Origin of the sequence: Mesobacillus jeotgali (genome assembly GCF_900166585.1) — a bacterium.
GTDB classification, from domain to species: Bacteria; Bacillota; Bacilli; order Bacillales; family Cytobacillaceae; genus Mesobacillus; species Mesobacillus jeotgali_A.
This window is the reverse complement of sequence record NZ_FVZC01000008.1, coordinates 339,224-359,591: the sequence shown is the minus strand read 5'-3', so window position 1 is coordinate 359,591 and position 20,368 is coordinate 339,224. Positions and strand designations below refer to the sequence as shown.

General features: G+C 42.5%; 16 protein-coding genes. 5 read left to right on the top strand and 11 right to left on the bottom strand.

Annotated elements, in window-relative coordinates; all coding sequences use genetic code 11:
- Positions 1 to 283: 283 nt before the first annotated feature.
- Positions 284 to 895, bottom strand: coding sequence for an N-acetylmuramoyl-L-alanine amidase (locus B5X77_RS07005; protein WP_176167252.1), 612 nt, complete (start codon positions 893 to 895; stop codon positions 284 to 286).
- Positions 896 to 1,268: 373 nt separating this feature from the next.
- Between B5X77_RS07005 and B5X77_RS07000 the strand changes: the two genes are divergently transcribed.
- The 4 genes from B5X77_RS07000 to B5X77_RS06980 all read left to right on the top strand — a co-directional run bounded on the left by B5X77_RS07000 (position 1,269) and on the right by B5X77_RS06980 (position 6,633).
- A complete protein-coding gene (locus B5X77_RS07000) occupies positions 1,269 to 2,903 on the top strand; it encodes a bifunctional metallophosphatase/5'-nucleotidase (protein ID WP_257391746.1) in 1,635 nt (544 codons plus the stop codon).
- Positions 2,904 to 3,161: 258 nt separating this feature from the next.
- Positions 3,162 to 4,352 (top strand): processed acidic surface protein, encoded by a 1,191-nt coding sequence (locus B5X77_RS06990; protein WP_079506512.1) that lies wholly within the window; start codon positions 3,162 to 3,164, stop codon positions 4,350 to 4,352.
- A 31-nt stretch (positions 4,353 to 4,383) separates the two neighbouring features.
- Positions 4,384 to 4,980 carry a class D sortase gene (locus B5X77_RS06985; RefSeq protein WP_373887802.1) on the top strand — a complete coding sequence of 199 codons (597 nt, stop codon included), beginning with the start codon at positions 4,384 to 4,386 and terminating at the stop codon, positions 4,978 to 4,980.
- A gap of 441 nt (positions 4,981 to 5,421) precedes the next feature.
- Positions 5,422 to 6,633: a M14 family zinc carboxypeptidase gene (locus B5X77_RS06980; protein WP_079506510.1), complete on the top strand. Its 1,212-nt coding sequence runs from the start codon at positions 5,422 to 5,424 to the stop codon at positions 6,631 to 6,633.
- Between the two features lie 55 nt (positions 6,634 to 6,688).
- Here B5X77_RS06980 and B5X77_RS06975 read toward each other — a convergent pair whose 3' ends face one another.
- From B5X77_RS06975 to B5X77_RS06930, 10 genes are all read right to left on the bottom strand, one after another.
- A complete protein-coding gene (locus B5X77_RS06975) occupies positions 6,689 to 7,135 on the bottom strand; it encodes a VanZ family protein (RefSeq protein ID WP_079506508.1) in 447 nt (148 codons plus the stop codon).
- A gap of 172 nt (positions 7,136 to 7,307) precedes the next feature.
- Positions 7,308 to 7,856, bottom strand: coding sequence for a DUF6241 domain-containing protein (locus B5X77_RS06970; protein WP_257391745.1), 549 nt, complete (start codon positions 7,854 to 7,856; stop codon positions 7,308 to 7,310).
- A gap of 291 nt (positions 7,857 to 8,147) precedes the next feature.
- Positions 8,148 to 8,612, bottom strand: a complete 465-nt coding sequence (locus B5X77_RS06965) for a DUF5381 family protein (RefSeq protein WP_079506506.1) — start codon at positions 8,610 to 8,612, stop codon at positions 8,148 to 8,150.
- Positions 8,613 to 8,629: 17 nt separating this feature from the next.
- Complete coding sequence (locus B5X77_RS06960; protein WP_079506504.1) at positions 8,630 to 9,418, bottom strand: hypothetical protein; 789 nt, start codon at positions 9,416 to 9,418, stop codon at positions 8,630 to 8,632.
- A 12-nt stretch (positions 9,419 to 9,430) separates the two neighbouring features.
- Complete coding sequence (locus B5X77_RS06955; RefSeq protein WP_079506502.1) at positions 9,431 to 10,537, bottom strand: hypothetical protein; 1,107 nt, start codon at positions 10,535 to 10,537, stop codon at positions 9,431 to 9,433.
- A 215-nt stretch (positions 10,538 to 10,752) separates the two neighbouring features.
- The gene (gene argH, locus B5X77_RS06950) at positions 10,753 to 12,243 is read right to left on the bottom strand and encodes an argininosuccinate lyase (protein ID WP_079506500.1); all 1,491 of its coding nucleotides are present in this window, start codon (positions 12,241 to 12,243) and stop codon (positions 10,753 to 10,755) included.
- A 41-nt stretch (positions 12,244 to 12,284) separates the two neighbouring features.
- Positions 12,285 to 13,976 (bottom strand): ABC transporter permease, encoded by a 1,692-nt coding sequence (locus B5X77_RS06945; RefSeq protein WP_079506498.1) that lies wholly within the window; start codon positions 13,974 to 13,976, stop codon positions 12,285 to 12,287.
- Positions 13,973 to 15,067 (bottom strand): ABC transporter ATP-binding protein, encoded by a 1,095-nt coding sequence (locus B5X77_RS06940; protein WP_079506496.1) that lies wholly within the window; start codon positions 15,065 to 15,067, stop codon positions 13,973 to 13,975. The genes B5X77_RS06945 and B5X77_RS06940 overlap by 4 nt, the downstream gene beginning before the upstream one ends.
- Positions 15,068 to 15,079: 12 nt before the next feature.
- On the bottom strand, positions 15,080 to 16,168 hold the full coding sequence (locus tag B5X77_RS06935) for an extracellular solute-binding protein (protein ID WP_079506494.1): 1,089 nt from the start codon (positions 16,166 to 16,168) through the stop codon (positions 15,080 to 15,082).
- A 15-nt stretch (positions 16,169 to 16,183) separates the two neighbouring features.
- Positions 16,184 to 17,395 carry an ROK family transcriptional regulator gene (locus B5X77_RS06930; protein ID WP_079506492.1) on the bottom strand — a complete coding sequence of 404 codons (1,212 nt, stop codon included), beginning with the start codon at positions 17,393 to 17,395 and terminating at the stop codon, positions 16,184 to 16,186.
- Between the two features lie 400 nt (positions 17,396 to 17,795).
- On the opposite strand from B5X77_RS06930, the gene B5X77_RS06925 reads away from it, so the two are divergent.
- A complete protein-coding gene (locus tag B5X77_RS06925; protein ID WP_079507610.1) occupies positions 17,796 to 20,306 on the top strand; it encodes an NEW3 domain-containing protein in 2,511 nt (836 codons plus the stop codon).
- The last annotated feature ends 62 nt before the right edge of the window (positions 20,307 to 20,368 follow it).

Sequence of the window (20,368 nt, the reverse complement as noted above, 5' to 3'; positions counted from 1 at the left end):
CGACATCGTCCGATACTGTATTAAAAAGAAGAGCGAAGTCATAACGATAAGCTGCAGTATTGGGATTTTAAATGAAGGATGTAAGAAGATAAGATTTTGAAAGAGAAAAACGCAGCTTCTTTGGACAGAGGGCTGCGTTGGGTCGATGTAATACTCAGTGGTATTAGAGCCTAAATGAATTGTTTATTACATACAGAACAATAAGGTCACACTTTGTTAAACAAATGTTTCAATGAATCGCTAGGCAGCTTACCTGGAATACAAAAATGGACTTACTAATTAGCTATTCTGCAGTTAAGAAAATCTTGTCCCAATTAAACAAATCTCCAGGATCTGTTTTACGGTCTGGTGCGTATTCATCATGACCGATAATGTGCACCCTGTCTCTTTTTATCCTTTTGTTTCTAGCCAATATATCATCTATCAATAAATTAAGAGCTTTATATTGTGCTTCTGTATAGCCTATATGTTCTGCAGGTATCTTTTTGTAATGCTCAGACGACATAATCTGTTGCATTTCGGCCTCGGTTCCGATAGCCATTAACTCAATGCCGATTGAGTATTCATTTAAATGATCATCATAATCTGTATATCCCTCAATTTTCCCCTTGCCTGAATGACGGGCAGCCCGGGTTTCCGGAAGCAGGAAATAGATTTCCCCTTTTCGATCAATCATATAATGGGGAGCAACATTGTAATCAATTAAGATTTTCTTGATATCTTCATAATCATAGGGGTTCTCGGGATTGTTCGCCGCATTACTTATGAAATGCAATACGATGTGAGTTTGCATGTTGCTTTGTGATACAAAATTCATATTAGGCATAAAGTCTTTAATTACTGGTAACTTCGTTTCAGTAAAATCAGTCTTAATTATCTCTTTGCTCTCTGCCATGACCACCTTTTCCTCTTGAATCCTTCCTGAGCACCCACTTAGGAATACAGTCAACAAAATGCCTAACTTAACTAATTTCCTTATCTTTTTCATCATTTTCCCCCAACATTCTCTCTATATGTCAGAATAATTCGCCAGATTATTGGAAAACCCTTCATAAAAAAACTGAGTCTTTCCCCTTATTGAAATATAAATTTCACAGAGCTCCATGTATTCATCCACCCCAACCTTATCCTTAGGTCTTTTAAACTAAAATAAGAGTTTTCAATTTATTCACTCTTTAATATAATTAATTTGATAGAATCAAGTTTTTTAACAATGGTAATTAGTTTACTAGCAAGATCACTTTAGTTTGACAAGGAGGAAAATGTTAATGAACTACCGTACCAATTTTTACCGTAAGTTTTTATCAATAGCTGCTTCTGCGGCTCTTTTGACATCTATTGCGGTGCCTGCTGTATCGGCTAACATGAAGGGCGTGAAACCTGGCAAGCCTTATGAGTTAACGCTCATGCATACCAATGATACGCACGCCCACCTGGACACTGTCGCAAAAAGGATTTCAGCGATTAATCAGGTACGTAAAGAGAATGCAAATACATTATTATTGGATGCTGGCGATGTTTTCTCAGGAACTCTTTATTTTAACGAGTATTTGGGACTAGCTGATTTAGAGTTCATGAATCTGGCAGGCTATGATGCCATGACATTCGGAAACCATGAATTTGATAAAGGTACAGCTACTCTAGCAAACTTCGTAAAAGATGCGGAATTCCCATTGATCAGCGCAAACGTAAACTTTGAAAACGATCAGAATATGAATATGCTTGCGAATAACGAGTTCTCGGCGAAAGCAAATGACGGTGAAGTCTATAAAGGTATCGTTAAAGAGGTTAATGGAGAGAAGATTGGGATCTTCGGTCTTACTACTGCTGAAACAATGGACATCTCCAGCCCTGGCGAAGGTGTCGAGTTCACTGATTATCTCAATGAAGCCAGAGAAGCGGTTAAAGCTTTTGAAGAACAGGGAATCAATAAAATCATTGCCCTTACTCATATCGGTCTGAATGACGGCGGCGGGGACAATGACCTGACTCTTGCTGAAGAAGTAGAAGGCATTGATGTCATTGTCGGCGGTCACACACATGTTAAATTAAGTGAACCAGTATTTGTAGAGGCTGGCAAGGAACCTACTGTCATTGTCCAGGCAAATGAGTATGGAAAATTCCTTGGTACTCTGGATGTTAAATTTAATAAAAATGGCCGGGTTATCGAGTATGCGGGTGAATTACTCGATGTTAACAATTTTACAGAGGATGCAAAAGCTGCAGAAATCCTTAACAAGAAATATAAACCTGCAGTGGATGAGATGAAAAAGACAGTAATCGGATCTACAACTGTTAATTTAGTTGGCGGAAACCCTGCCGCAAGAACAGGTGAAACAAACCTTGGCAACCTGATTACAGATGGAATGCTCGCAAAAGCGAAAACCATCAATCCGGCTACAGTAATCGCAGTCCAAAACGGCGGTGGTATCCGAACATCAGTTAACGCCGGAGACATTACCATGGCGAAAGTACTTGAAGTCATGCCCTTTGGCAATTCTTTAGGAATCATGCAGCTTACTGGTGCTGAAATTAAAGAAGCGTTGGAGCATAGCGTTAAGGATGCCCCAACTGCATTCGGTGGCTTCCTGCAGGTATCAGGCTTAAAGTTCACTTACGAGAGCTCCCTTCCAGCTGGCCAGCGTGTAAAATCCATTGAGGTAAAAGAAGATGGTGTCAACTACGTCACTATCGATCCTGGCAAAATGTATACTGTCGCGACAAATACGTTTACTGCAAAAGGCGGAGATGGATACGACGTCTTCGGAAAGGCTTATAGTGAAGGCCGTGTCAGTGAGCCAGGTTTCGTCGACTGGGAAATCTTCACTGAATATGTGAATGCACAAGAAGGCCGCACTGTAAGTCCAACAGTAGAAGGCCGTATCATCAATTTGGCGAACTAAAGAGTTTAATGCCCAGCAAACCTGGTATGGTTGCTGGGCTTTTTTTATTGGTAGAGTGATCGATCATACGCTGTACCCTTTTCATGATAAGGTTTGAAAGGTTCTTATCCTGCCGAAAGTATCCAGGACTAATGATATAGAAATTATTTAGTAGAACTGCAACCTTAACCTCATCCATTTTATTCCACTATCCACTATATTAGAAAGTAGTTAAACTATTCTTGAAATCTATTTGAAAATGTAGGAGGAAGCATCAATTTGAAGAGGGTCTTATCCATATTATTAGCTGTTGCGTTATCACTGGGTACTTTGCCATTAGCTGCTTTTGCTGCGGTCGATCCAAAGAGTTCAGAATTCCAAAACTATCTTAAAGAAATTGGCATGACGGAGGAACAGTTCACCTCTTATTTAAACGCTGTACCTCATGAGTCTGTGCTTGAAGAATTCGAAACACTTGAAGAAATAAAGGTATATTTAGGGCCTATGGTAGATGATAAAAATCTTCAAGAGTTGCTCAATGAAATGGAACTAACAGAAAAAGAATTAAACGAACTGCTTTTAGTGAACGGAAAAACTTTAGAACAATATATATTTATCGGAGATCTTTATTATGATGTCTCAAACTGGCTTTTCCCTGAGGAACAAACTCTGATCACGGATGAAAACCTTCAGACCCTCCTTGAAGAATTTGAATTCAGCTCAGTCGAAGAGCTTGAGTCATTCTTAAAAAATTACGATGATTCAGTTGAAAACTATACGTATATCGAAGACCTGCAACTTGCCATTGCATCCTACTACCTTTCCGATGCTGAGGATGAGCTTATTCAGGTAATGGATTCTATTGGCCTTACCATTGATGAAGCTGAAAAATTAACGGACTACTTCATCTCATTAATGGAGGATCCAAATTTTAACGAAGAACAATTCATGATATCCATGGAAGACATCGGCAACCGCTTGATGGCGTTCCCCGAGTTTGATAGTGCTTCAGAGTTAACTGCAGAGCAAATTGCGGAGTTTATAGATATTTGGGATGAGTTGCTTAATCTAATGAATATCAAGGTTGAATATTATTTAGCGAAAGATGGAAAATCTACTCCTATCTCCTTCGCAAACTTGATACAAATGGATGATATTAAGGGCTCAGATTTATTAATTAAAATTTATTCTAAGTCTGGCGAGTTTTTAGCAGACATGATCGTGACAAAAGAAATGTTTGGCTCTGACTTTGTAGAAGAGACAGGCAAAAATCTTAAGGATACAAAAAAAGTTGCAAAAGAAGTAAAGCAAGCTATTGATAAGGTTCCCGCAAATGCTCCTGTTAGAACTGTGAATGGAGGAAAGCTGCCAAACACTGCTTCTGACTACCTTCAAAATTCACTGGCTGGTCTCGGCACAATCCTGCTAGGTGTGCTCGTATTCAGGAAAGTGAAGATGAGCCGTGTCTAATATTAAGAAGAGAAAAAGGAGAACCAGGAATTTGGTTCTTCTTTCCTTATCTGTTGGCATTATAGTTATTGGCGTTTGGTTCAGCGGGTCGAATGCCTATAAGTTCATGAAAGGATATCTTTTATTTAAGACAGGAGATACAAATACAGTAATGTCTTCAGAGGCTCCAAATGGATTGAAGGATAAGAAACCAAGAAAAGCCGAACTGTATCCCGATCGACCTAAATTAGGGGAAATGATGGGCAACCTTTCGATTCCAACGATTGATGCTAATTTGCCAATCTATCATGGAACGGATGAGGACGAGCTGGAAAAAGGAGTAGGACACTTTGCAGGCAGCGTGTTGCCTGGCGAAAGAGACAATTCAGTCCTTTCAGGACACCGTGATACTGTCTTTCGAAAGCTTGGTGATGTAGGAAGAGGCGACTTACTTCAAGTGACCACAGAAGCCGGAACCTTCACCTACAAGGTGCGTAAGGTGAGAATAGTGGATGCAGATGACAGAACTGTCATTGTCCCGAAACCAAGACCTACCCTTACCGTCAGTACTTGCTACCCTTTTGATTACATCGGAGACGCTCCAGAACGGTATATTCTCGTAGCAGACTTAATAGAGAGCAAAAAGTGAAATGCAACTACCATGGCATCAATATATTAATATTTTTATCACCAGAGTAAACCAGCGTGGTTTACTCTTTTTTATTCCTATACTCAGCAATGTAGAACAAGAGCAATTTCCTAATTCTGTGAATTAACCTATATGGATTGCGAATTTTGGTTGTAAACATTCGGCAACCTTACTTACGCTATCGAGTTATTGGAATCATATGGGGTTTCCCCTCTTCCTCAATTCCCCTGTTGACCCTTTCTTCCTATTCAAAAACCAGGTAAATAGAAATAACTGCTATCTCTCTTGTTTCTATATCAAAACTACTAACAAGCCAATCCAGCCTAGTCCCTTCCTCTCATTTATTTCGCAAATCGAAATATTCGACAAATTACAGCAACATTTCCCTATTAAACTTATTTAAGATAGCTAGGAAACTACTTTTACAGGAGTGATAGGATTATGAAGAACAATAAAGTAATCACTGGACTAAGTGTATTAGCATTGTGTACGGCTCTAGCCTCACCAGCACTAGCAACAAATTCGCCAAACGGAAACCTTTACAACGAAAATCAGGTTTATTCAGTGAATGGTTATACCGACTATGCTGAGATGGTCAAACGCCTGCAGCAAATCGAAGCGAACAGCCAGGGTAAAGTTACTCTGGAGGTTGTTGGGCAATCGAATAAAGGACGGGATATCTATCAAGCAAGAGTCGGGACCGGTGATAGAGTTGTTCTGATTGAAAGTGAGATCCATGGGAATGAGAACACTGGGACTGAAGCTTTGCTAAGCATGCTTCAATATCTTGGCTCCAGCAATTCGCCAGAAGCACAAAAAATTCGCGAGGAAATCACTCTGGTCACTTTGCCAAAAATGAATCCTGATGCCTCAGAATTGGATCGCCGCGGCAATGATATGTCTTGGGAAGAGGTCGTGGAGGATTTCCCTCAGCTTGCCGATGCAGCAGGTCCTTCATGGAATTATTATAATAACCGGATACTCCAAGACAGGGATTACAACGGCAGGCCTGGATTTGACGTGAACCGGGATTTCAACCCTGACCTGAATTATGTACCACAGGCAGAAGATTTCCCTGGCACCTCAAGCGATCCGGGATGGTACATCACTCCTGAATCACAAACTGTCCGCGATGTATATAAAAAGCTTCAGGCGGAGTTCGGGAAAATAGATGTTTTCGTAGACCTCCACCATCAAGGACAATATTATGTTGAAGGAACTGACGATCTTGTCACCATGTCCCTTTCAGCAGATTTCGTTCCAAATCCGAACACAGCAGAAGGCGCTAAGTACGCAGAGTACAAGGATAACTATGATCTGGAATACTCCAAGCAGCTAAATCTTGCTGCCTACAATGCCCTCCAGGCACTTGGTGAAAACTCTCCATTCAACAATATTACGTTATATCAACAAAACCTTGACCTTCCTGGAACAGCTCTTGGAAGCTTCGCATTAAATGGAAGCGGTACAGTCCTTTTTGAGGTAAGAGGCCAATCGCACTCGTTAGGACAAAAGAAAAAAGGACAACTGGTCAAAGCAGTCGAGACTGGATTGTACGGGATCATTAACGGAGTCGTAGATGGTTCGGTGGAGGAACTGGACGCGGCTGAATATGATAACATCCCGCAAACTGCTTATTTACCGAGTTTATAAGAGAATTGAGAAAAAAGCGGAGGATTCATTCCTCCGCTTTTTGATGCACTCCAAACTAAAAGCCTGCTAGCGTTGCGAGGCTTCTCACTCGTTCTTGGAAAGAGACATCCATTTTTAAAAATGGCCTCTCATTCAGGTAAAGTAAGCCCACTAACAGCAACATCAGCAGCATAGGATATAAACGAAATACCCTTAAAAAAACTCTATTTTTATTAGTAATAAAATAAGTAATGCCCAGCGTAATCCCAATTCCCATACTAACCCCTGCAATATTCGCCGCCGCCTCCAGAAACTCTGTACTCCTGCCTGGGTCCGGGAATTGTCGGTATTCCTCAATGATCCCAATCATCACCACGGAAAACCAAACAACTTTTAACTGGTGTTTGACACCCCTAGGTTCTAAAATCATTAAAATAAATACACCTATTAGTAATGAAGCTACTGTAAAACCAATGAAATGCATTAGCTTGTCCAGTCCAAATATCAATTGAAAATCCAGCATTCCAATCACCTTCTTCACCAACAGCCTAGCCAAAGGAAGGAGGAGATAATCAGCTGAAATGCTTAATGAAATTGAGTTAAAAGAGCATAGGAAGCAAACTGAGTATACATTTTAATATCCATTGGTTCTTCAAAAACAAAAAAGGAAGTACAAAGGAGCCCCCCAGTCTTCCTTAAAAATTATTCTTAATGAATTCTTCTTCTTCTGCGGAAGTCATGATTCCGTAAGCTCTACCGACTGTTCCCCCTTGCCATTGCCAGAAGTAGTTGTGGTCTTGATCAACACTTTGAAAATTCCCTTTTTTCCATTTTTCTGCTATTTCCTTAAGGTCTTCCTTTGTCACAAAATTTGATTTATCCAGGAACTCAAGGATTTGTGATACCGTGTCTTCCGACATTGGAATAGCTCCCCACTTGTCTTCTGCCTTCACTTTCTGATGAGTCATCTTGTGCATGATGTCGATGATTTCATCTTCAGTCGTGGCATCCGTCAGTTCCAGTTCAAAGATTTGTCCACCGATATTTTTTGTTTGCTCCTCATATTCTTCACGTTCTGTGGCATAAGGTGAACTTTTATCCTCAGGTGAAGCAACCGCAGTGGCTTCACTATCCTGATTATCTTCTTGATAGTTATTAGCGTTATCCAGTATTTTATAGGTGCCGTAACCGAATGCAATAACTAAACCAAGGACAATCATCAAGATTGTTAGTATTTTCTTCAATATAATCTCCCCCATTTCTCTATATGAAGTCATCACCGCAAGGATAAGAGTCTATATTAGAAGGTACTTGTTTCCAATTTTATTCCATTTATTCAATAGTATAACACAATAAGGGAATGGCAGAAGGACCATGGCAGTTACTTTTCTAATTTGATTTAGGAAGATTTTTGGGTTTACTATATTACGATCTTAGGAATACAGTCTTTCCTATAAGCGATCCTTAAAGCCATAGTTGACTATGCTGGCAACACTTTAATTTGTTGAATTGAAAAAAGGAAGCAACATGCTTCCCTATCTTTTGGTCCGGTCACTGACGATTGCTTTTAAGGTTTTGTGTATTATTGGATAGTCTTTCTTTGAGATCACATAATAAGTTGGTATGTAAATAGGTTCCCCGCCCTTTATATTCAGAATGAAGGCTGGAGTTTTAATTCCTAAATAACCAGTTTGGATATCATTCTCTTGTTCTACACTTTTAATAGAATCAATTTTGATTGTTTTATCCCTTACTGTAATATTTTCCTGATCGTAACTGAACATATTTTTATTTTTGAATAAAAGGATGATGAGCATTATTGCCATCCTGCCAAAAAACAAAATTCCAAGAATACCAGCTGCTACAGAAAAAACTTTCCTGACAGTAGGAGCCTCTAAATAGATACTTGCGAGAATCAGGGCTGCTCCAGATAGAATAAAGAGTGCACAAACCAATAAGCGGCCAATAATGGTAGAGGTTCGATAGTTTACTTTTTTCATATTTTCACCTTAGACTTTCAAGATATTTTACTGGTTGTCAATTGAGATAAAACTGATTCTAATAGTTGTTGCCATTTCATTTTATCCAGAGTTTTAATATTAATATTTATTTCACTGCCATCTGCCTCTTCCTTGAGCGCCCATATACGATCTTTCCCTGAAAGCAGCATAACAACTTCCAGGAAGTGGGTAATTCCATCGTCTTCCGTTCGAATTAGAGAAAAGTTAACCAAATTCCCTTTATTTTCATGAAAATCATTCAAAAATTGATTAGCATTACTGTCAACAATAATTAATGTTTTTAACTTGACCGATTGCATGAATTCTTCAAAGTCCTTTTCGTTAACCGAAAATTGAATGGAATCCCAGGTTTTAAACTGCGGTTGGAAAAAAGCCGTAATTTCCTCTATTAATTCTTCCTGACTCACTTCACTTAAAACATGGATGATTTGGTTCGATACTATGTGAAAGATTAGACCATTTCTGCTTCTGTGAGCAGTAAGGACGAACTTGCCATTTTCATTTTCATTATAAGCCCTGAACATATTATTGGATGTTGCCAGACCCTCCAATAATTCACTGAAGCCATTTATAAACGCCTTATTTGGATTCTCTTCATCAAGGCTTAATAAAATTCCTTTGGTAAATAAGCTCCTCGAGGCTGTTTGGAAAATTAACTCAATACCTTCTTCTGTTACGTCCCCCACACTTTCTTTCAAGATGGAAGATGCTATTCCGTCAAACTGGCATAATGCAAGAGCAAAACTAAGCTCTTCTGATGATAGTATGAATTCCTGTCGCTTCAATAGCTATCCCCCCTATTTGAATAAGTCCTTTGCCCAATTGAATCCTTTATCTAATTTATTCTTGGCGCTGTTACCAACATCCTTTATTGCTTCACTAGGGCCCTCACGAATGACCTTTTCCGAAAAACCGGCTACCTTATCTCCTAGCCAAATGCCGCCAGATCCACCCATAAATGATCCAACTGCTGCACCACCAGGACCTAGTAACGCACCAACAGTGCCTCCAATTATAGCTCCAGCAGCTGTTGCACTGGATTTAATGATTACGTTAGAGGCTGCTACTGCTACATCCTTACCATCTAATGTCCCTTTCTGGTGTTCCCTATATAGGCCTACACCTTCCTGAGCAGTATTAAATACTGCATCAATGGCATAAACTCTTTTCGCAATCATTCTTGGGATTTTTGATGTTTCAATACCATGGACACCATCATCGATGCCCGTTATAACAGCCTTCAAGAAATGTGGAAAACTTTTGGCCTTTGAAATCCCGATCATCTGGGCTCTCGTCACTTTTTCCAAAAGTCTATCGGCTGTCATCAGCGTCTTCATAACCCTTCCCGGGTTCCTTATGGATTGGTCCATTCTTCTGGCGAGTTTTTTAAAAAACTCATTGTTCCCCTTGCCCTTTATCCAATTAGCTGTATGGATTACTGCTCTTCCGCGATGGCCTATCTTTTCCTGTATGCGGATTTGTTTCCCTAAAATAAGTAGAGTTGCAATCGCACTTTGAGAATAAACCGCAGTATTTCCATACTTCTCAAGAAACTCGAAAATGGAATCTTCAATGGCTTTCTTTTGCTTACTGCCTTTTCCACTTACTTTTGTAGCAATATCATTTAAATGATGCAAATTAACTCTTCTCTCAGCATTAACATATAATTCAACTGAGTTTTCTATAAAGGATTTTAATCCCGATAAATCACCCTCAATTTTATTTCCCTTTCCTACCGCCTGTGTAATTCTGGCTCCTATCTGCCTACGGCTTTTAATTCTGGGGTCAATAGAGTTTTGTATAGATCTTACTCCTCCCCCAATATGATCCAGATCATTCAATTGCCGTACAAGGCCACTATTGGTGCTCTTTATATGCTCTAAATGGAGTTTAATCAAAGACAAATTAACCACCTCCCAAGGACTCAGTTACTTATAACAAACTTACTAAATATTATAGAGAATACACTTTGAAAATGTAAAACATTACCTTTACATATCACAAAAATAGAACTAAATAACTACTTCACTAACAAATCTGACTAATTTTGTACGATGTCAGGTACCTGTTGATAATAAAAAAGGAAGCAAAGGGTACGTCCCAATGCCTCCATGCTTCCTTAAAAACAAAACTCAACCAGCTCTTTCCTCTTTTCATCCAGTATACGCACCGTTTCCGAGTACTCTCCCAGGTCTTTACCTAGTTTTTGCTTCCTTTCCCCGATCATCCGCTTAACCTCTTTCGGGCTTGGCCCTCCCTGCAAATCGCGGATTTCTATGAAGTATTCTGGCGAGATGATCTTCTGCCATTCTTCTTCTGTCAATGAGACGTTGACGAATTGGGCAATGACAGCGTTAATTGCCTCCACTTCCCACTCGTACAGTTCTTTTCTTTCCTTGATGGTTTCTTTGGAAATGAAGCTTGCGATTGAGTGGGCTTTCCTGAATGGAACGCCATAATCACGGGCCAGCGTATCCGCCAATTCAGTAATCGTGATGCTGGACTTCTTCGCCATTTCTTTCGTGTGCTCTCCGTTCACCTTCAGCGTCGCAATCACCGCGTACATTAGCTTCCATACGCGGTTGGCGTTATTGAAAGCACGGTATAGATGCGGCTGAAGGTCGTCTTCTGTATCAACGATATCGCCGAACGGTGTGTTGTGCACCATATTGAAGGCAGCAAGCGCGTCACCATAGGCGCTGCTGGCAATTGAACGTGAATGCTCAATGGAAACCGGATTGCGCTTTTGCGGCATGATGCTGCTGCATTGCACATAAGGATCAGCGACGTAAAAAGAACCAAATTCCCTGGTGACATGCTGAAGGAAGTCCTGGATCCAGCGGCCAGTATTCACCATGCTTGTCATCAGTGCCGAAGCAGTTTCAAGCAAATAGTCCCCGCCGCCGATCGAGTCATAGGAATTCTCAACAATCCGGTCAAAGCCGAGCAAGTTACGAGTCCGTTCACGGCTGATAGGGAATCCAGTAGTCGTCAGAGCGGCAGCTCCAAGCGGGGACTGATTGACGGTTCGATAAGCCGCCCACAGCCTCTGAATATCACGTCCCAAAACATCATAGATTGCCAGGAAGTAATGGCCCAAAGTGGTCGGCTGTGCCGGCTGCGTGTGCGTATAGCCTGTAATGATCGTATCCGTATGGTTTTCGGCCCGCTCCAGCAATGCCTCGCTCAATTGATAGGCACTTGCCAGCAAATTGACTAGATGCTCCCTTAGCACGAGGCGGTACATCGCGACTCCCATATCATTCCTGCTGCGGCCGATATGAATCTTGCCGGCAAGCTCGGCACCAATTTCCTCGCCGATCTTCGCTTCCATCATGAAAAATAAATCCTCGAACTGCGGTTCATAATTCAGCTGCCCGACATCAGTTACGGCAACCTTATTAATCCCTTTAAGCATCACTTTCGCTTCATCTTTTTCGATAATCCCCTGTTCAGCTAGCATAATCACATGCGCCCGGTGGATATCAAACATGACATGGAACAAATAATCCCGCTGGTCATTAAAGACAGGCTTCAACAGTGCCTCAACATACGTCTTTCCGGGAAAAGCAGCTCCTTCTGTCTTGATAAATTCTTCTAGCTTGTTCATATTTTCATCTCCGATTCTATGATTATGCTGTTAATCCAGCATTACGATAGCGACTGTTCCGCCTTAACCCCGAAGAATTTATTGGAAATGAGCAGAACGACCGCAATCAGGGTAATCTGGATCATCCCATATGCAGCTGCCTGGCCCATATTGAACATCCGCAGCTGGTTCATGATTTCAATGGAAATCGGTCTGTTCGAGATCGTGTACAATAACACCGATGTCGGGAATTCACCAACAGACTCTACAAACGCCAGCAAGGTTCCTGAAAGCACACCAGGCATGATGATAGGCAAAATGACCTTCCTGAAAGTATAGAACCATTTCGCTCCAAGGCTCCTGGATGCTTCCTCGATCGAATCATCGAGCTGCTCCAGTACAGCGTTCGTCGAGCGTACGACCAATGGAATATGCCTGATAAAATAAGCAAGCGGCAAAATCCAGAACGTCCCAACAAGGATATTTCCAAACGAGAAAACATTCGGTTCATTAAAAGCAATGATCAAGTTCATCCCGATGACCGTTGCCGGCAAGGCCCAGGGAATCATTACGAGAATATCAACAAAGCTTTTGCCGACAAACTTCCTCTTAACCAGCAAATACGAAGCCAGCACACCGAAGACGAGATTTCCAGCGGTGGCAATGAATGACATGATCAAACTATTTTTCAAAGGCTTAAAAATGTTCGGGTCTTCCATCAGCAGGCGGTAGTTTTCAAAATTGAACACCGAAGGGTATGTCTGCCATGTCCAGGTTCCATCCGGAACAAGGGACAACAGCAGAATCGTGAAGTGCGGCAGCAGCAAGATGATGACGCCGATTACCCCAGCGAACACCATCGTCCACTTGAGCACCGGATTGTTCACTTCACTGCGATGCGCTCCAATCCCCTTCGTCGCCATCCGGTAGTCTTTCCGGTTCTGGTACCAGCGCATGAAAAGCAAGAATGAAATCGATACAATCGACAGGATGACAGATTGAGTCGCAGCGACCTCCATGTCTCCATTAATCTTGGAAAAATAAATCTGCAGACTCAGCACCCGGAATCCGCCCGCCAGCAAAAATGGCGCACTGAAGGAGGCCATCGAAATCATGAAAACTAACAATGACGCGGCAACGATGGCCGGAGTCAATAACGGGAAAGTCACCTTCCGGAAAACCTGGAATCGGCTTGCGCCAAGATTGTATGCAGATTCTTCAAGCGAAGGGTCAATTTTATGGATTGCCGATGAGACGGTCATGTAAAAATAAACATACATAGTATAAGCGTGGACAATCAGGATGCCTGAAATCCCGCCAATTTTAAAAGGAACTTTTTCAAGTCCGAACAAGTCCTTGATCGCATTTGGCACAAGTCCGGTTTCCCCATAAAGGAACATGAACGCCATGACCCCTACCAATGATGGCAGGACAATTGGCATGATTGCAGCCGTTGCGAAGAAGCCTCTGCCTGGGAAGTCATATCGGTTAAAAATGAACGCCAGCGGAATCCCGATTGCCGCACTGACAAGCACACTCAGGACGGAGATATACACTGAATTCCATAACGCTTCCAGGTTCGTTTTCGATTCTTGGGTAAAAAAGTCCTGATAGTTGCCAAATGTGAAACCGCCCTCTTTTTGCAAACTCTCCAGAACGGTCCTCAATGATGGATACAGCACGTAAGCAATCAAAACAAGCAGCACGGGAATCAGTAAATATATCGTCAGCCGGTTGTCGCGATTCTTCATCATGGCGCCTCACCGTTCAATACCGGGATCAGCCTGATTTGGTCGGCAGGAAGTTCAACCCAGACTTCCGCTCCCGGTTTCAGATTTGCGGAAACATGATTCAGCACATTCACCTCAAGCAGCAGGTCATTGACCCTTACTGCCAGATTGATGATCGTGCCGAAGAACTGCACTTGTTCAACCTTTCCTTTAAATACATTATGCCTGTCTGCCCGTGCATCAAGAATCTTGACGGACTCTGGACGAACTGAAAGGGACAATTCACTTTTTTCGGTTTCCCTTTTGAAATTAAAAGGCGTATTATGTACAACAAATTGGTTTTCACCAGCAGAGACAGTTACGAGGTCGTCTTCAACCTGCTCCACTTTTACAGGAAGAAGATTGATTTCTCCTATGAAACTGGCTACAAAGTCATTGGCCGGCTCATTATAGATTTCTGAAGGCGTTCCGACCTGATGGCAAACACCGAAATTGAAGACAGCGATCCTGTCACTCATCGACAGCGCCTCAGCCTGATCATGGGTAACATAAATCGTGGTAATCTTATACTCTTTTTGCAGCCTCAGAATTTCTGCACGCATTTCATCGCGCAGCCTCGCATCCAGATTACTCAACGGCTCATCAAGCAACAGGATTTCAGGTTCGATCACCAATGCCCTGGCAAGAGCCACGCGCTGCTGCTGACCTCCACTCAACTGACTCACCTGACGGTCGGCGTATTGCCCGAGCCTTACTTTAAGGAGCACATCGTGTACCCTTGCTTTCACTTCACTTGAGGCAATCTTTCTTACCTTCAAACCGAATGCAACATTTTCAAAGACCGTCATATGAGGAAAAAGGGCATAGTTTTGAAAAACCATGCCCGTATTTCTTTTTTCAGGAGGTACACGCGTCATATCTTTATCGCCAAATCGCACTACACCCTTGGTAGGATAATAGAACCCAGCAATCATCCGAAGCGTTGTCGTCTTTCCGCAGCCGCTAGGCCCCAGGAAGGTGAAGAATTCTCCATCCTTGATATCAAGATTCAAATGATCCACTGCCACTACTTTTCCGAAGGCTTTTTGGACATTTTCTATTTTTATCGACGCCATACCGTACACTTCCTATTCTTTGATTTCTTTGTCTCCACTCTTAATGTTTTCATCCCAATACTTCATCCACGCATCGCTATTGTCCTGGAAGACCTTCCAGTCAATATCCATTGGCTTGATTTCTGTTTCCGTGATCCACTTAGGAAGATCCTTCACATCATCACGAGTAGGGATGCGGTAGTATTTTTCTGCTAAAAGCTTTGCTGCTTCTGGTGTATTAACGAATTCATAAAATGCTTCAGCAGCCTTCTGGTGAGGCGCATCCTTCACGATCGCGATCCCTTCTGTCAAGACTGGAGTTCCGCTTTCAGGAACGATGAACTCAAATGGATAGTTCTTGTTCTCCTTCAGCATGACGACATCCGGCATTGCCCAGACAGACACAGAACCTTCGCCCTTGGCAACCTTGTTGTACATCATTTCTGGGTTAGCTGAGTATTCCTTCGTATTGGCATCCAGCTTTTCAAGCCATTCGTATCCTTTTGCAGGATCCTGAGAATCTTTGAAATCACGGTAGATCATCGCTGAGAAAATGGTTCTCATCGTACCGGAAGCAAGCGGATAACGGATGATGATTTCATCCTTCCATTTTGGATCAAGCAAATCATCCCAATCCTTAGGCGCCTCTTCCTTTGTCAGTTCCTTGCTGTTGTACATGATGACTTCAGGCGTCTGGCTTGTTCCTGACCAGTGCCACTCAGCTTCATGGAAATTATCCGCCAATGCTCCCGCGTAAGACGGTTCATACGGCTGTAAAAGTCCTTCGTCCTTAGCCTGGTCAAACATGACGGATGGAGCTCCCCACCAGACGTCTGCCTGAGGATTGTTCTTCTCGGAACGGACACGGTCAAGAACTTCCTGTGAACCCATATCAAGCCATTCCACATCGACGTTATGTTTCGCTTCAAACTGCTTCTCAAATTCTGTTAAAATATCTTTTCCATGCGGAGAATAAATCACCACTTTATCTTCCAGCTTTTCTTTGGAGCCATTATCTCCTGCCGGTTTGCTGGACCCTTCTTCAGAGCTGCACGCAGCCAGTAATAACGATGCAGATAAAGTCAATGCTGTGATTATAGAAACCTTCTTTTTGTGTTTCACAGAAACTCCCCCTCATTAATGGTATTTAATCAAACTTTCATGCTCCCTCATGAACAGTGACACCGCACCAAGTACTCCGGCGTTGTCACCCAGTTGGGACGTCTTCAGCTGGACTGAACTAGGAAGGTATTGATTCACAATTTCCTGCAGCTTCGGCAGGATGAAATCGGATGATTTTAAAACACCACCTCCTAAAATGACAATCTCTGGATTTAGCAGACTAGCAGCATTCACAATCCCATAGGCAAGGTGCTCAATGGCCTCGTCAATCACTTTAAGAGCAATTTCATCACCGGACTTCGCCAGCTTGAAGGCTATTTCCCCCGGCAGCTCGGATGTAAGAGCTTGCTGATGTAAAGGATGTTCAGGCTCCTTCTGGATGCACTTTGTCAGCCTGTCTCCAATTGATTTTCCGCCCGCCACGCTTTCAAGATAGCCATAACGGTGAAAAATCGGCTTGAATTCATTTCTCATATCGTTCTTGTCTGTCACCATATAGCCAATTTCACCAGCTGCACTGGTTGAACCGCGATACAGCTGATTGTTGATGATAATCCCACTGCCGATTCCGGTGCCAACGGCTATGAAAAGGACATTCTGCTTGTCACGTGCATTCCCAAGCCACTGCTCACCAAGCGCCGCCACATTCACATCATTGTCGACATGTACCGGAAAGGGAAGATGACGCTTCGCTTCCGTAATAAACGGGTACCTGACCCAGTTCAAGCTTGGTGCCTCAACGACAATTCCAGTTGTCGTCTCAGTGATTCCCGGAACTCCTGCACCCATTCCCAGGATTTTCTCGACTTGGATACCTTCTTTGTTCATCATAAAATCAATTTCTCTGGCAATCTGTTTTAGCAGCCCTGTGTCAAGATATTGGCAAGTATTAAAACTGCTGCTCGCAACAATGTTCCCGTTCAAATCGCAAATAACGGTCTTCACTTTTGTTCCGCCAATATCCGTTCCGATTATGTATGCTGCCTTTTCGTTGAAGTACAGCTGGATTGGCCTTCTGCCTCCCTGTGACGTCGACTCACCAATCCCCTTCTCAAAAATCCACTTTTCCTGAATCAATTCATCGACCAATAAGGAAACAGTCGGTTTGCTGATATTGATTTTAGCGGCAATTTCGGCCCTGGAGATCGGTGAATTTTCCTGAATGCACTGAAGCACCCTTTTCTTGTTGAGTGATTTCAGCTGTACTGGTGTTCCACTTAGATTCATAACATCACGGCCTTAATTCTTTTTGGTTAGTAAGATTTACTAATTAACTAAAAATATACCGCAAATTGTAACCGTTTACAACTGTAAAGTTCAGAAAATTTAAAATCCACTTCTGGAATAATTATATTTTTCTTCTTTCAAAGTTATTCTTGATCTGACGCTTCCTTATTAAATCAAACTTAAAAGTTAGTTCCAATTACCCACCGTGTAAATGAATATAAAATACCATTTTTAATTTTCTGACAATTAACTAATTTACAATATTATCTAACTATGATTATCTTGAGTTAGGTGTTTTACCTACTGTTAGTTAGGTAGATTAACTAACATCTAATTACATACAGAGGAAGGAGTGTTCATTATTTCTCGTCAAAACTTAAAAATGAAAGGGGTTACAAAAGTGAGGAAGTACTTTCTTGGTTTGCTCTCTTTATTGCTTGTTTTTTCTATGCTACCATTAAGCGGATCAGCCGCCAAAAGCCACGATCCTGACGTTGATCTCTGGAATGCCGTGAAGCCTCTCGATACAACGGTGACCTTCTTGAATACCGGCGCCCATCCTGATGATGAAAGAAGCGACTTTTTAGCGTATCTTTCTCGTGGACTAGGTGTTAAAACAGCCAGCATGATTGCCAACCGCGGTGAAGGCGGGCAAAATGAAATCGGCAATGAGCTTGGGAATGCCCTAGGCATCATCCGTTCCCGCGAGATGATCGAAGCCGCAAAAATCACTGGTGTTACAGCTTATCATTTAAGTGAAACAACCAACGATGCCATCTATGACTTCGGCTTTTCCAAAAGCCCTGATGAAACACTGGAAAAATGGGATGAAGATGTTGCTTACGAGCGACTGATTCGTTTCATTCGCACATACCAGCCGGATATTGTCATGCCTTCATTCAGGAACTCTCCGACACAGCACGGACACCACCGTGCAATGGAAATCCTGAGCGAGAAAGCCTTTGAAGATGCTGCAAATCCATCAGTCTACCCAGAGCAATTAAAAGAAGGGTTACCTGTATGGCAGATCAAAAAGCTATTCCTCCCTGCTGAATCAAAAAACACGGCCACTACTTCAATCGAAATTGGAATGTATGATCCAATATACCAGATGTCCTATCCACAATTGGGAGAAGCCTCCCGCTATATGCACAAAAGCCAGGGAATGGGCAATGACATTCCTGTCGCACCACGCCAGACTCATCTCGAATTGCTTTACAGCGCTGTTGACACAAACGGCAGCAACGAACTATTTGCAGGTATTCCATACGATTTTGCAGCATGGGCAAAAACTCTTCCAAAGAACGAAAACTCTCTAACAGTCCAGTACACAAGATTACAGGACCAGCTAGAATCCATCATCGCATCATACCCTGACAGAGATGCAGTATTCACTCAAACACAGAAAGCTTTGAAAGATGTCCTCCGCTTGCACATGAAGACGGAAAAAGCAAACCTTGACGATGAACTGAAGTCTGATTTGCTTCACAAGCTAAGCCTGAAACAGGAGCAGCTGCAAACGGCAAGCTTCGTTTCGTCCAGCCTGGATGTAACAGCTGAAGCAGCATCTACTGTCCTGACCAAAGGCCAGGATACTGCGGTTACTGTGACACTTACAAACAATGGTTCACAGGAATTGGAGCATTTGAACGTTGAACTAATGGCTCCAAAAGGCTGGACGGTTACCTCTGATGCCAAAGAAACCGGATTAGCACCAGGAGAAACCACAGCTCTCAATTTTGATGTAGCCGTACCTGAAGATGCCGGTTTCTACCACGCATACAACGAGCCTGTTTTACAGGCAAAGGTCTCTTACAAGAATGATGGAGCTGCAGTCCAACAGGTAAAACAGCTCGAAGGGACCATCGCAGTCCTGCCTGACGCAGCAGTTACCTTGAATCCAGAGGATATCATCGTCAACACAGCTAAAGTCCAGGACGAAATTCCCGTGACGGCAAAAGTTAAGAACTATTTTAACGGCGCAACTAAAGCGGCTGTATCTCTGAAAGCACCTGCAGGCTGGGTCGTAGAACCGAAATCAGCAATTGTTGATTTCAGCGCCCAGTTTGAGGAGAAAGAAGTAGCATTCACCCTTTCACCGCCTAAGGATATTCAATCCGGAGACTTCAAGATTGATGCCGAGGTTGCCGTGAATGGCGAGACATTCAATTCTACAATCCAGGAAATCAGTTACGACCATATCGGTACATTCTATTATCAGTACCCGGCGCAGGTAAACGGCGTAGCATTCGAATTGCTGACAAACGATAACCTGAAAGTCGGTTATATCGACAGCGGTTTCGATCTGGTTGCAGACTACTTATCAAATGCCGGCATGAATATCACAAAGCTGACCGAAGCAGACCTTGCCACAGCAGATTTGATCCAGTATGACACAATCGTAGTCGGCATCCGTGCCTACCTTTCAAGAGCAGACTTGCTAGCGAACAATGCACGACTTCTTAAATACGCAGAAGATGGCGGACACTTGGTCGTTCAGTACCACAAGCCAAACGATGGATGGAATAAAGACACCACTGCCCCCTACCCATTAACAATTGGAAATCCGTCTATTGACTGGCGGGTAACTGACGAAAATGCAAAAGTAAACATCTTACAGCCAGAGTCACCACTGTTCAATTATCCAAACAAAATTACAGACAGCGACTGGGATAACTGGATCCAGGAAAGAGGACTCTACTACCCAATGGCCTGGGGACCAGAATACCAGACCTTCGTCAGCATGGCTGACCCAGGAGAAAAAGCGTTCGACGGCGGCATCCTGATGGCCAACTACGGCAAGGGAACCTACCTTTATACAAACCTTGTATTCTACCGACAGATTCAGGGGCAGGTGCCTGGGGGGTATAGGATTTTCACTAATTTGATTAGTTATGGGTCAGAAGAATAATTGAAGAAAAGCAAAACAACCATCCCTCTTATTGTGAGGGATGGTTGTTTATCAATATAATC

Coding starts and splice junctions, on each gene's coding strand:
- B5X77_RS07000 (WP_257391746.1), top strand. CDS start 1,269: ATGAACTACCGTACCAATTTTTACCGTAAGTTTTTATCAATAGCTGCT.
- B5X77_RS06975 (WP_079506508.1), bottom strand. CDS start 7,135: ATGCTGGATTTTCAATTGATATTTGGACTGGACAAGCTAATGCATTTC.
- argH (WP_079506500.1), bottom strand. CDS start 12,243: ATGAACAAGCTAGAAGAATTTATCAAGACAGAAGGAGCTGCTTTTCCC.
- B5X77_RS06945 (WP_079506498.1), bottom strand. CDS start 13,976: ATGATGAAGAATCGCGACAACCGGCTGACGATATATTTACTGATTCCC.
- B5X77_RS06940 (WP_079506496.1), bottom strand. CDS start 15,067: ATGGCGTCGATAAAAATAGAAAATGTCCAAAAAGCCTTCGGAAAAGTA.
- B5X77_RS06980 (WP_079506510.1), top strand. CDS start 5,422: ATGAAGAACAATAAAGTAATCACTGGACTAAGTGTATTAGCATTGTGT.
- B5X77_RS07005 (WP_176167252.1), bottom strand. CDS start 895: ATGGCAGAGAGCAAAGAGATAATTAAGACTGATTTTACTGAAACGAAG.
- B5X77_RS06930 (WP_079506492.1), bottom strand. CDS start 17,395: ATGAATCTAAGTGGAACACCAGTACAGCTGAAATCACTCAACAAGAAA.
- B5X77_RS06965 (WP_079506506.1), bottom strand. CDS start 8,612: ATGAAAAAAGTAAACTATCGAACCTCTACCATTATTGGCCGCTTATTG.